Below are 13,935 nucleotides of genomic sequence, written 5' to 3' on the forward strand. Positions count from 1 at the left end.
TTGTCAAAATGACCTCATCTATTCTCCAGTTACGAATTTTACTTTAAATTTTACTTGGAGGTGTTATGCGTCTGGATAAATTAACCAATAAATTCCAGCAAGCCCTCGCAGACGCCCAGTCATTGGCACTTGGGAACGATAATCAATTTATAGAACCCATACATTTACTGAGTGCGTTATTTAATCAACAAGGTGGCTCAATTCGCCCTTTATTAACATCATCGGGTGTTAATGCATCGCAATTTAATGAGCGAATTAATGAAGCTTTGTCTCGATTACCTAAAGTTGAAGGTGCTGGTGGAGAGGTTCATCCCTCTAATGATCTTATTAAACACCTTAATTTGTGCGATAAATTGGCACAGAAAAAAGGTGATGATTTTATTTCGTCAGAGCTTTTCCTTTTAGCTGCAATGGAAACCGGTGGTCAAGTTGCTGATATGCTAAAAGCTGCGGGTGCAAATAAATCAAGTCTTGAAATAGCGATTGAAAAAATACGTGGTGGAGAAACAGTGAACGATCAAAATGCAGAAGACCAACGTCAGGCATTGAAAAAATATACTGTGGATTTAACGGAAAGAGCAGAACAAGGCAAACTCGATCCCGTCATTGGTCGTGATGAAGAAATCAGAAGAACCATACAGGTTTTACAACGTCGTACTAAAAATAACCCAGTACTTATTGGTGAGCCCGGTGTTGGTAAAACGGCGATTGTTGAAGGATTAGCTCAGCGTATTGTTAATGGCGAAGTGCCAGAAGGTTTAAAAAATAAACGAGTACTCTCCCTTGATATGGGGTCGTTATTAGCAGGCGCTAAATATCGTGGTGAGTTCGAAGAACGTTTAAAAGCTGTTTTAAATGATTTATCTAAACAGGAGGGCAGTGTCATTCTGTTTATTGATGAATTACATACTATGGTTGGCGCCGGTAAAGCTGATGGTGCTATGGATGCGGGTAATATGTTAAAACCGGCATTAGCACGTGGTGAGTTACACTGTGTTGGGGCAACAACACTTGATGAATATCGTCAATATATTGAGAAAGATGCTGCTTTAGAACGTCGTTTCCAAAAAGTGTATGTAGCAGAGCCAACAGTAGAAGATACCATCGCTATTTTACGTGGTCTGAAAGAACGTTATGAGCTTCATCATCATGTTCAAATTACAGACCCAGCTATCGTTGCAGCTGCGACTTTATCACATCGCTATATTTCTGACCGTATGTTACCAGATAAAGCGATTGACTTAATTGATGAAGCAGGTGCAAGCCTACGTATGCAAATGGATTCAAAACCGGAAGCATTAGATAGACTTGATAGACGTATTATTCAGCTGAAACTTGAACAACAAGCCCTGCAAAAAGAGTCTGATGATGCAAGTAAAAAGCGTTTAGAAATGCTAAATGAAGAGCTTGCTGAAAAAGAGAAAGAGTATTCTGTTTTAGAAGAAGAGTGGAAAGCAGAAAAAGCAGAGCTGACAGGAACTCAACATATTAAATCAGAATTAGAGCAAGCTCGTATTGCATTAGAGCAAGCTCGCCGTAGTGGTGATTTGGCAAAAATGTCAGAAATCCAATATGGACAGATCCCAACGTTAGAAAAACAGCTTGCTGAAGCGAATAAAGCTGAAGATAAACATATGAAGCTGTTACGTAATAAAGTTACTGATGCTGAAATTGCTGAAATCTTAGCGCGTTGGACCGGTATTCCTGTTTCTAGAATGCTAGAAGGGGAGCGTGAAAAACTGCTAAGAATGGAACAAGAATTACATAGACGTGTTATTGGTCAGGCTGAAGCTGTTAGCGCAGTATCAAATGCGATACGTCGTAGTCGAGCAGGGTTGTCTGATCCTAATCGCCCAATTGGTTCGTTCTTATTTTTAGGACCAACAGGTGTGGGTAAAACTGAATTATGTAAAGCATTAGCAAACTTCTTGTTTGATAGTGATGATGCAATGGTTCGTATCGATATGTCTGAGTTTATGGAAAAACACTCCGTTTCTCGTTTAGTAGGTGCGCCTCCAGGATATGTTGGTTACGAAGAAGGTGGATATTTAACAGAAGCCGTTCGCCGTCGTCCTTATTCAGTTATCTTATTAGATGAAGTTGAAAAAGCGCACCCTGATGTATTCAATATTTTATTACAAGTATTGGATGATGGTCGTTTAACGGATGGACAAGGTAGAACAGTCGATTTTCGTAATACTGTTGTGATTATGACATCAAACTTAGGTTCTGATTTAATTCAAGAACGTTTCGGGACACTTGATTATCCTGAAATGAAAACAATAGTGATGGATGTAGTTGGCCATCATTTCAGACCAGAGTTTATTAATCGTATTGATGAAGTTGTGGTATTCCACCCATTAGGTAAAGAAAACATTGCAGCGATCGCACAAATTCAGTTACGTCGTTTATACCAACGTTTAGAAGAGCGTGGTTATCACGTCACGATTACAGGTGCGGCATTAGAAAAATTGAGTGAAGTTGGTTTTGACCCAATTTATGGTGCTCGTCCATTGAAACGAGCTATCCAACAAGAGGTTGAAAACCCATTAGCTCAAGATATTTTGTCAGGCAAGTTATTGCCAGGCAAAGAGATTATCTTAGATTTAGATGATAATAAGATAATCGCAAAACAATAATTGATGTTTTATCTATTTATTAGCAAAGCCTACAAACTGAAATTTGTAGGCTTTTTTATTATGGGCTTTAGCCAGTTTAAGTTGCGTAGGGGCCTTAAATATAATTATTTTTGTTTGTTTTGTAATCGATATGTGATTATGATTTATACATTAGTCATCAATTTGCTTACAAAGCGCGCTATCGAAAAGTTTTTTGAAAATAATACTTGTCACATTCAGAAAACTCCCTATAATGCGCCCTCGTTGTCACGGCAAACCACGCTAAGTGAGTTAGCCGAGAGAACAAAGAAAAAAGTGAAAAGCCTTGAAAATAAACGCTTGACACTGAATGAGGAAGATGTAGAATGCACCTCCTCGCAACAACGCAGAAGACCGGAAACGGCAGCGAATGTTGCACTGCTCTTTAACAAATTATCAGACAATCTGTGTGGGCACTCGCAGAGACGATATCTTCTAAAATATTAGATGTATCAAGTCTTGAAGAGTGAACAACAAAAGTAAATTCATTTATGAATAGCTAAGTTTTCGATTTCTTTGAGCATCAAACACTTTTAATTGAAGAGTTTGATCATGGCTCAGATTGAACGCTGGCGGCAGGCCTAACACATGCAAGTCGAGCGGTAACAGGAGAAAGCTTGCTTTCTTGCTGACGAGCGGCGGACGGGTGAGTAATGTATGGGGATCTGCCCGATAGAGGGGGATAACTACTGGAAACGGTGGCTAATACCGCATGACGTCTACGGACCAAAGCAGGGGCTCTTCGGACCTTGCGCTATCGGATGAACCCATATGGGATTAGCTAGTAGGTGAGGTAATGGCTCACCTAGGCGACGATCTCTAGCTGGTCTGAGAGGATGATCAGCCACACTGGGACTGAGACACGGCCCAGACTCCTACGGGAGGCAGCAGTGGGGAATATTGCACAATGGGCGCAAGCCTGATGCAGCCATGCCGCGTGTATGAAGAAGGCCTTAGGGTTGTAAAGTACTTTCAGCGGGGAGGAAGGTGATAAAGTTAATACCTTTATCAATTGACGTTACCCGCAGAAGAAGCACCGGCTAACTCCGTGCCAGCAGCCGCGGTAATACGGAGGGTGCAAGCGTTAATCGGAATTACTGGGCGTAAAGCGCACGCAGGCGGTCAATTAAGTCAGATGTGAAAGCCCCGAGCTTAACTTGGGAATTGCATCTGAAACTGGTTGGCTAGAGTCTTGTAGAGGGGGGTAGAATTCCACGTGTAGCGGTGAAATGCGTAGAGATGTGGAGGAATACCGGTGGCGAAGGCGGCCCCCTGGACAAAGACTGACGCTCAGGTGCGAAAGCGTGGGGAGCAAACAGGATTAGATACCCTGGTAGTCCACGCTGTAAACGATGTCGATTTAGAGGTTGTGGTCTTGAACCGTGGCTTCTGGAGCTAACGCGTTAAATCGACCGCCTGGGGAGTACGGCCGCAAGGTTAAAACTCAAATGAATTGACGGGGGCCCGCACAAGCGGTGGAGCATGTGGTTTAATTCGATGCAACGCGAAGAACCTTACCTACTCTTGACATCCAGAGAATCCTTTAGAGATAGAGGAGTGCCTTCGGGAACTCTGAGACAGGTGCTGCATGGCTGTCGTCAGCTCGTGTTGTGAAATGTTGGGTTAAGTCCCGCAACGAGCGCAACCCTTATCCTTTGTTGCCAGCGCGTGATGGCGGGAACTCAAAGGAGACTGCCGGTGATAAACCGGAGGAAGGTGGGGATGACGTCAAGTCATCATGGCCCTTACGAGTAGGGCTACACACGTGCTACAATGGCAGATACAAAGAGAAGCGACCTCGCGAGAGCAAGCGGAACTCATAAAGTCTGTCGTAGTCCGGATTGGAGTCTGCAACTCGACTCCATGAAGTCGGAATCGCTAGTAATCGTAGATCAGAATGCTACGGTGAATACGTTCCCGGGCCTTGTACACACCGCCCGTCACACCATGGGAGTGGGTTGCAAAAGAAGTAGGTAGCTTAACCTTCGGGAGGGCGCTTACCACTTTGTGATTCATGACTGGGGTGAAGTCGTAACAAGGTAACCGTAGGGGAACCTGCGGTTGGATCACCTCCTTACCTAAAAGATACGTGTTATGTGCAGTGCTCACACAGATTGTCTGATGAAGAACGAGCAGAAATACCGGTATAGGCTTGTAGCTCAGGTGGTTAGAGCGCACCCCTGATAAGGGTGAGGTCGGTGGTTCAAGTCCACTCAGGCCTACCACTTTTCCTTTATGCTGCGTTGTGAAATCACTCGTTTACTTAAAGTAAACTTCGTGACTCCACGCCTTGCCTAAAGAAAAAGCTTCTTTCTATAAAGAAGAAAAGGAGTGGTTATACGGGTATTAAGAATGCATTATGGGGCTATAGCTCAGCTGGGAGAGCGCCTGCCTTGCACGCAGGAGGTCAGCGGTTCGATCCCGCTTAGCTCCACCATAATCTCTTGAATATAAAATAATAATTCAGAGTATATTAGCAATAGTATACTGCGAATTATTTTGCTCTTTAACAATCTGGAACAAGCTGAAAAATTGAAAACAAATCAATATATCACCGAGGTATATTGATGAGTCTCTCAAAATCTCAAACTTTGAATGTGTGATACTCCAAGGCGAGTGTCATGAGCGAACAACAGCAATTCTAGGCGGACAGCGCGCAGTAAGCGGAGCATACTTAAAGTATGTGAGCATTACGAGCACTGCCCAACAACGAATTGATGCTTGTGTAGCCATGACCTTTAAAGTCGTCTTCGAGAGAAACATCTTCGGGTTGTGAGGTTAAGCGAATAAGCGTACACGGTGGATGCCTAGGCAATCAGAGGCGATGAAGGACGTGCTAATCTGCGATAAGCGTCGGTAAGGTGATATGAACCGTTATACCCGACGATTTCCGAATGGGGAAACCCAATATCCAATGGATATTATCATGACGTGAATACATAGCGTCATGAAGCGAACCGGGAGAACTGAAACATCTCAGTACCCCGAGGAAAAGAAATCAACCGAGATTCCCCTAGTAGCGGCGAGCGAACGGGGAACAGCCCAGAGTCTTAATCAATAGCAGCATCAGGAGAACGGTCTGGAAAGTCCGGCAGTAAAGGGTGATAGCCCCGTATCTGAAGATGCTGTTATTGTGAACTCGACGAGTAGGGCGGGACACGTGTTATCCTGTCTGAATATGGGGGGACCATCCTCCAAGGCTAAATACTCCTGATTGACCGATAGTGAACCAGTACCGTGAGGGAAAGGCGAAAAGAACCCCGGCGAGGGGAGTGAAAAAGAACCTGAAACCGTGTACGTACAAGCAGTAGGAGCCTCTTTATGGGGTGACTGCGTACCTTTTGTATAATGGGTCAGCGACTTATATTCTGTAGCAAGGTTAACCGTATAGGGGAGCCGTAGGGAAACCGAGTCTTAACTGGGCGAATGAGTTGCAGGGTATAGACCCGAAACCCGGTGATCTATCCATGGGCAGGTTGAAGGTTGGGTAACACTAACTGGAGGACCGAACCGACTAATGTTGAAAAATTAGCGGATGACTTGTGGATGGGGGTGAAAGGCCAATCAAACCGGGAGATAGCTGGTTCTCCCCGAAAGCTATTTAGGTAGCGCCTCGTGAACTCATCTTCGGGGGTAGAGCACTGTTTCGACTAGGGGGTCATCCCGACTTACCAACTCGATGCAAACTGCGAATACCGAAGAATGTTATCACGGGAGACACACGGCGGGTGCTAACGTCCGTCGTGAAGAGGGAAACAACCCAGACCGCCAGCTAAGGTCCCAAAGTCATGGTTAAGTGGGAAACGAAGTGGGAAGGCTCAGACAGCCAGGATGTTGGCTTAGAAGCAGCCATCATTTAAAGAAAGCGTAATAGCTCACTGGTCGAGTCGGCCCGCGCGGAAGATGTAACGGGGCTAAACCATGCACCGAAGCTGCGGCAGCGACACTATGTGTTGTTGGGTAGGGGAGCGTTCTGTAAGCCTGCGAAGGTGTACTGTGAGGTATGCTGGAGGTATCAGAAGTGCGAATGCTGACATAAGTAACGATAATGCGGGTGAAAAACCCGCACGCCGGAAGACCAAGGGTTCCTGTCCAACGTTAATCGGGGCAGGGTGAGTCGACCCCTAAGGCGAGGCTGAAAAGCGTAGTCGATGGGAAACGGGTTAATATTCCCGTACTGGTGGTAACTGCGATGGGGGAACGGAGAAGGCTAGGTTGTCCGGGCGACGGTCGTCCCGGTTCAAGCATGTAGGCAGAGTGATTAGGCAAATCCGGTCACTTAATGCTGAGGTGTGATGACGAGCCACTAAGGTGGTGAAGCAATTGATGCCCTGCTTCCAGGAAAAGCCTCTAAGCTTCAGGTTACCAACAATCGTACCCCAAACCGACACAGGTGGTCAGGTAGAGAATACTCAGGCGCTTGAGAGAACTCGGGTGAAGGAACTAGGCAAAATGGTGCCGTAACTTCGGGAGAAGGCACGCTGGCGGTAAGTGAAGTCCCTCGCGGACGGAGCCGAAGCCAGTCGAAGATACCAGCTGGCTGCAACTGTTTATTAAAAACACAGCACTGTGCAAACACGAAAGTGGACGTATACGGTGTGACGCCTGCCCGGTGCTGGAAGGTTAATTGATGGGGTTATCCGTAAGGAGAAGCTCTTGATCGAAGCCCCAGTAAACGGCGGCCGTAACTATAACGGTCCTAAGGTAGCGAAATTCCTTGTCGGGTAAGTTCCGACCTGCACGAATGGCGTAATGATGGCCAGGCTGTCTCCACCCGAGACTCAGTGAAATTGAACTCGCTGTGAAGATGCAGTGTACCCGCGGCAAGACGGAAAGACCCCGTGAACCTTTACTATAGCTTGACACTGAACATTGAGCCTTGATGTGTAGGATAGGTGGGAGACTTTGAAGTGTGGACGCCAGTCTGCATGGAGTCAACCTTGAAATACCACCCTTTAACGTTTGATGTTCTAACCTAGGTCCATAATCTGGATCGGGGACCGTGTCTGGTGGGTAGTTTGACTGGGGCGGTCTCCTCCTAAAGAGTAACGGAGGAGCACGAAGGTTGGCTAAGCATGGTCGGACATCATGCGGTTAGTGCAAAGGCATAAGCCAGCTTGACTGTGAGAGTGACGGCTCGAGCAGGTACGAAAGTAGGTCTTAGTGATCCGGTGGTTCTGAATGGAAGGGCCATCGCTCAACGGATAAAAGGTACTCCGGGGATAACAGGCTGATACCGCCCAAGAGTTCATATCGACGGCGGTGTTTGGCACCTCGATGTCGGCTCATCACATCCTGGGGCTGAAGTAGGTCCCAAGGGTATGGCTGTTCGCCATTTAAAGTGGTACGCGAGCTGGGTTTAGAACGTCGTGAGACAGTTCGGTCCCTATCTGCCGTGGGCGTTGGAAGATTGAGAGGGGTTGCTCCTAGTACGAGAGGACCGGAGTGAACGCACCACTGGTGTTCGGGTTGTCATGCCAATGGCATTGCCCGGTAGCTAAGTGCGGAAGAGATAACCGCTGAAAGCATCTAAGCGGGAAACTTGCCTCGAGATGAGTCTTCCCTGTCACCTTGAGTGACCTAAAGGAACGTTTAAGACTAAGACGTTGATAGGCTGGGTGTGTAAGCGTAGCGATACGTTGAGCTAACCAGTACTAATGAACCGTGAGGCTTAACCTGACAACACCGAAGGTGTTTTGTCTGAGAGACAAAGAGTAGATGAAGTAAGCTTGTTTAAGATTGACATTACTGGCGACTGACTGAAAGGAAGGAAGCGGGTAATAAACCGAATTTGCTTGGCGGCCATAGCGCAACGGTCCCACCTGATCCCATGCCGAACTCAGAAGTGAAACGTTGTAGCGCCGATGGTAGTGTAGGGTCTCCCCATGTGAGAGTAGGGAACTGCCAGGCATTAAATAAGACGAGAAAGCCAACCCAATGGGTTGGCTTTTTTGCGTTTGGGTGTTTATTTTCTGTGTGAATTTCCATTTTAAATGTGAATAAAACGCATTTTTATTCTACTTAATTTTTTAATTATCCCCTTTTTTATATCCCATCATTTCGTTTATTAATTTTCTATTGTATTAAAAAGTTAATAACTCTCTAATTTTATTTGATGTTTTATTCCCTATGAAATTTTCCATAATAAAACTTGAAGATAAAAAAGATTAAATTACATGGTTTGTTAATCAAAAGTATATCTCTTTTATAAGAAGGATTAATTATGGCTGATGTATCAACAAGTGGCTGGGATGTAGTCAGTGTTACAGATATTGAAACACTGAATAAAGTTATTAATGAGGGTGATAACCATCCTAAATCATTTTCAGACTATATAACGGTGGTTGGTAATGATTTAAAAGTAGAAGGGGAATGGGGGGATTGGTCTATCGCGAATGAAGCCAGCGGTAAAAATATTTACATGCAGTGCAGCATTAAAAATGCCACTGTGACTTATATAGGAAAATCTTATCCTATAAATGATGATAAAAATGCCTAACAATCCACATTAAATATAGAAATTTCACTGGATGGTATTGAGACCGATCCTACTGAATGGATAGGTGATGATGAAACGTCTGAAATATCGAAAGATACAAAATGTTATAAGTTAATGGTGGATAGCAAAGCGGTGATTGTAGTTACGGGATCTAATTACACCAATAAAGAGCTTTATTCGCCCGAAAATGGTTTAGCATCACTTGTAGATATCGTTTTAAAAAATTGGTTTAATCGAAATGTAGGAACTTTCAAACAAGTATTTTCCGTCGTATTAATAGGATTAAAAGCAAATAAAGGTGATTTTCAATGGCTCAAACCATCGGCCTATAGTTATTCAGCAAATAGCTCTATAGATCAAAAATCTGCTGCTTTTGCTGCCTTAACATTAGTCGATGGAAAAACAGACATTGGTGATCTACAGCAAACAGTTGATATAGCAGCGTTGCAGGTTGTTAAGGAATATGGTGCTAATGCAGCGCTGATCATAAGTAAATCAATGTTTGTTAAGCATATTCTGTTAGAAGCGGCAGTTGCCCTTGTTAAGGGCTCTACAAAAGCTGATTTTGAAATAGACAAAAATGGATTATCACTTACCAATATTAAAGATACTGTTTGGCAGGATTTTGTCGGTCCTGACGATGAAATCATGTCTCCCACCATTCCCGCACAAAGTTTTATTTTGACTCTTCAATCTGATTTTATTCATATAAGTATTAGTGGCGCTCATTATCGTCCTCGATGGGGGGTAACTGTATATATGGGAATAGAACAGAACTTTCGATATAAAGTAGAAAAAAATAAAAATGGAGAACCTGTTTTTGTACCAGATGAAAAAGGTTTAGGAGATGCGGTTGTTAGTTGTTCTGTTAAATTTGATAACTGGCTAGACTGGCTAAACATTACGACTGGAATAGTGACATCAATTGCTTCAGTTATTGCATTAGGAACGAGTTTAGCAGGGGTTATAGCTAAAACTGGAATGGCGACATTGGTCCCTGATGCAAGCGCAAAAATTGCCTCTTTCTCATTTAAATTATTTAATTTCACTATCAAATTGGAAAAGTTAGCTCCTATTGCTGCTGCAATTCAACGAGGTGTGGTTTCAAATCCTTCTGTATTTAATGTTGTAAAAATTGGTTCAGCAGTGACTGCAGCAACGACAGGTATTATATGGGGAGCAACGACACTATCAGAAGCAATATATCATCAGATCTTTGATGATGTACCTAGTTTTAAAATATTTTCACGTAATTTTACTGGCGCAGTGAAATGGCCTGGTATTGAAAATATAGAATTAAAATCGGCAACATTAGTCGATAGTTTTGTTATCGGATTAAAAATGAGTTAAAAGAAAAAGGATATTCATATGGATATGTATAATTGGGATATGGTTTGTGCTGCAAAGTGTTCATCAATTAATGATAAAATTGCAAATAACAGAGAATTATTTATTAAGGAATTTACTTTTAAAAGTGAAAATAATAGTTTAATTGAAGGAGAATTTGATAGTTGGCAAATTGTATCGGGAGGAAGCTCTCAAAGAATTCATTTTATAACACCAATTAAAAAAGGAAAATTAACAACAACAATTGTAGGTGAAAAACTAGATATTGTTGTTGATGGAATATGTCCTAAGATAGAAATTGAATTAGAGTTTGTGGGAAATGATGTTAATCATACTATATTAAAAATAAACTGTAAAAAGTTAGAGAAAAAACAAATAAATATTTATTCAGGAGATGGCAGTATTGTTATATTAGATGATGATATAAATAATATTTTTCCTAAAGATGAAAAGTTCGCATCAGAATTATTCTCTGATTTAATGGCTAAAATGATTATTGAAAATAAAGAAAAATTACAATTTATTTTTTCTGAGTTAATTAGTTTACCTGATGGTAATAATACATGGATGAAAAGCCATATAATTCAATATTCTTACAATGAGAGTATTAATGGTGAATTAGGTGTTCTTGGTGTATTAACTATTTTGGAGGCTAATCCAAATCCACCAAAATTAACAGATCTACAATTACAATTTGATCATAACTTGGTTAGAAAAGAAGATAAATCAGGTTTTCTTATCGCTAAATGGGCTTTTGTAAAATATGTTATTCTTGAAGGATTGCCCCATATTTTTCAAGGTTCTCGTAAAGAACATTTTAAAATTGGAGAGAATAATATTATTCATAACAATGGGAAGATCCCATTAAATAAAATGAATGGTTATACGCCTTATTTTGATAGTGCACTTATTGAAATAATTAGTGATAAAATCATTATAAATAATGCAACAGGAACTTGTGATGTTGTTTCGTATAGTAGTTATGTTTCTTTTAGCTTATCAAGTCAATACAAAATATCATTAGAATATAGTAATAATAGACCACGAGTGAAACTCATTTCCTCTTCTTCTCCATCATTTACTTCTCAAGCTCATGACGATGTTGCTTTAATCTTTTGGATCTTTGGAGGGTGGGTTGTTGATGCCTTAATTCAAGGGATCCGTAGTCAAATGAGTTATCTTCTTTGGAGCTTTGGTAATTATGGTATGGAATTCGATGTTTTCCCTATTAGTATGAATATTGATGCTAAATATAAAGAATGTGGATTATCTGAAAACTTTTTCGTGCGCAGTTAATTAAATGGAATTTAAATTATGAAAGAAATTGCAACTTATGGTTGGGATGTTGTTTATGCTACAAATTACAAAATAATTAATAAATATATCGATAAAAATAAACATTATCCTCAAAAATTCTCAGCTTCGAAAAAAATTATAACTTCATTATTTAAAATATCAGGTGAATGGACTAATTGGTCGTTAAAAAAGGGGGGAACTGGAAAAAATATTTTAATTGAGTGTATTGTTTCTTCTGGTGGGTTATATGATGAAAAAGATACGTTAATAGGATCATTAGAAGGGAGTTCAATAACGATTCAAATTACATTACAAAAAAAAATTGATACTTCAAAAACAATTGAAGATCCCTCTTCTTTAAATAATGGAGTACCGTGGATACTACAAGTTAATGATAAATCTATTGATATGTCAAATGCAGTTATTATAGTCGAAAGTCATTATACGAATATTGTAGAGGGAACGAAAGAGGTTTTAGATCTTTTATTTTTATCCTATTTTAATGAAAATATTAAAGAATTTGATTATATATTTTCAATTATTATGTTAGACCTTGACTCTATAAATGAGGATCTTCAATGGATTAAATCGACGGCATTTAGCTATGCTGTTGCACATACAAAAAGCGACGAAAGTTCAGATATATTTTCATGCTTGAATCTTATTGATAGCAATAAAAATATTGGAGATAGACAACAATCTATTGATAATAGAATATCTCATTTTTTTACGAATAATGTTGATGCTTTAGTTATTTTTAGTAAAGAAATATACACTAAATATTTTTTACTTCCAGCTGCTGTTAACTTTATTAGTGGAAGTAAAGAGGATGATTTTGAAATAAGTGAATATGGTTTATCTGTTTATAATAAAAAAGAACTCATATGGGGGGAATTTGTTATTGGCTCAAAAACAGAAAATGAAGTTATAAAGCCTTTAATACCTGCGAATGGATTAAATATTAATCTTCAACAAGATCGTATTCATATTAATATTAATGGTGCAACGTTTAGACCTAAAAAAGGACATGTCACTTCAACAATTAATATCAATCAATCTTTAACATTTGAAATGGTGAGGAATGATAAAAATGAACTAATATTTATTCCTGATTTGAAAAATATCAATGATATAAATATTAATATCACTAATAAAGTCGATAAAGGTATTATTATTACTGACATTATTTTAGGTGTTATCACCATTATGGCATCACTCGTTTACGGTGTCGCTGCATGGAGAGATATTAGTTTAATTGCTAAGATTGGACAGGAAACAGAAACAGGCTATGAGTTGATTTCACTTTCTAGAACGTTTGCTGGAGTTGAAGAAGCTGAATTGGCTGAAATGATGTGGGATACCGTAGATATTGGTACTAATCCCGTTTATAGACCAACATCTATTCCGATTAAAAATAGTCTCTCTGTTGCTCAATCAATTTCTTCAACCTTTGTTGAAGGAGAGGTCAGTTCTGCTAATTTGGTTAGAGCTGCATTTAGTGAGCTTTATGACGATCTTGAGTCTTTAAATTCATTTGCATCGAATTATACAGGGACAAGCGCATTATCTGGTCTTAAAGCTTCAGAGGTTCAAACTGCACAATTTGCTGATAGTTTGGTTATTGGTATCAGCCTAGATGATACCTTAAAATAAATTGTATTATATTATAAGGATATATTATGGAACCATATTCATTGAATGAAATCGCTGAATTTGAAAGAATTGAATTACTAGAAGAGAATTTAAATGCATTTTCTTATCGTAATGATCCTGAACATATTGCAAAGTTTTATTTATTTTTTGTCGCGAGGAAATCTGACGATAGTTATTATTTACTTGATGAAAATAAATTAACATCTGCCATTCAAAATAAAGAAATAAAATTTGTAAATTTTTTTACAGGGGAAGAATATACGGTTAGTGCTTCATATCCTGATCCTGATAATAATTCTTTTTTTGTAAGCAAGTTTTTTATTAGAAATAATGTGAATATTATTGAGGTAACTGCTGGGGCATTTAAAGGTTATGCCCCGATTAGTGTTATTTTTAAAACGGATGCCACTAAAGCCATTTCAACAGAATTTATGGCCATGTCTGGATTTGAAAGTAGAGTATTAATTTATCAAGAAAAATAAA

Annotated in this window: 6 protein-coding genes, 2 tRNA genes and 3 rRNA genes; all 11 read left to right on the forward strand. The window is 40.2% G+C overall.

The window, feature by feature from the left end:
- Positions 1 to 65 precede the first annotated feature (65 nt).
- The 11 genes from clpB to GTH24_RS04830 all read left to right on the forward strand — a co-directional run bounded on the left by clpB (position 66) and on the right by GTH24_RS04830 (position 13,934).
- On the forward strand, positions 66 to 2,639 hold the full coding sequence (clpB, locus tag GTH24_RS04785; protein ID WP_072070869.1) for an ATP-dependent chaperone ClpB: 2,574 nt from the start codon (positions 66 to 68) through the stop codon (positions 2,637 to 2,639).
- 552 nt (positions 2,640 to 3,191) lie between these two features.
- Positions 3,192 to 4,734 (forward strand): 16S ribosomal RNA (locus GTH24_RS04790).
- Positions 4,735 to 4,805: 71 nt separating this feature from the next.
- Positions 4,806 to 4,882, forward strand: a tRNA-Ile gene (locus tag GTH24_RS04795).
- Positions 4,883 to 5,018: 136 nt separating this feature from the next.
- Positions 5,019 to 5,094 (forward strand) — tRNA-Ala (locus GTH24_RS04800).
- 339 nt (positions 5,095 to 5,433) lie between these two features.
- A 23S ribosomal RNA gene (locus GTH24_RS04805) occupies positions 5,434 to 8,336 on the forward strand.
- A 115-nt stretch (positions 8,337 to 8,451) separates the two neighbouring features.
- Positions 8,452 to 8,567: ribosomal RNA gene (gene rrf / locus GTH24_RS04810) — 5S ribosomal RNA — on the forward strand.
- Together the 16S, 23S and 5S rRNA genes with 2 tRNA genes alongside form the textbook arrangement of a ribosomal RNA operon.
- Positions 8,568 to 8,880: 313 nt before the next feature.
- A complete protein-coding gene (locus GTH24_RS22090) occupies positions 8,881 to 9,156 on the forward strand; it encodes a TULIP family P47-like protein (RefSeq protein ID WP_241254026.1) in 276 nt (91 codons plus the stop codon).
- Positions 9,157 to 9,270: 114 nt separating this feature from the next.
- Complete coding sequence (locus GTH24_RS04815) at positions 9,271 to 10,506, forward strand: TULIP family P47-like protein (RefSeq protein ID WP_241254028.1); 1,236 nt, start codon at positions 9,271 to 9,273, stop codon at positions 10,504 to 10,506.
- 18 nt (positions 10,507 to 10,524) lie between these two features.
- Entirely contained in the window at positions 10,525 to 11,799 is a 1,275-nt protein-coding gene (locus GTH24_RS04820) for a TULIP family P47-like protein (protein WP_164526016.1), read from the forward strand.
- A gap of 18 nt (positions 11,800 to 11,817) precedes the next feature.
- Positions 11,818 to 13,452 (forward strand): TULIP family P47-like protein, encoded by a 1,635-nt coding sequence (locus GTH24_RS04825; protein WP_164526017.1) that lies wholly within the window; start codon positions 11,818 to 11,820, stop codon positions 13,450 to 13,452.
- Between the two features lie 26 nt (positions 13,453 to 13,478).
- Complete coding sequence (locus tag GTH24_RS04830; RefSeq protein WP_072070277.1) at positions 13,479 to 13,934, forward strand: hypothetical protein; 456 nt, start codon at positions 13,479 to 13,481, stop codon at positions 13,932 to 13,934.
- Position 13,935: the final 1 nt, after the last annotated feature.

The sequence above is a fragment of the Proteus vulgaris genome, from assembly GCF_011045815.1.
GTDB lineage: Bacteria > Pseudomonadota > Gammaproteobacteria > Enterobacterales > Enterobacteriaceae > Proteus > Proteus vulgaris_B.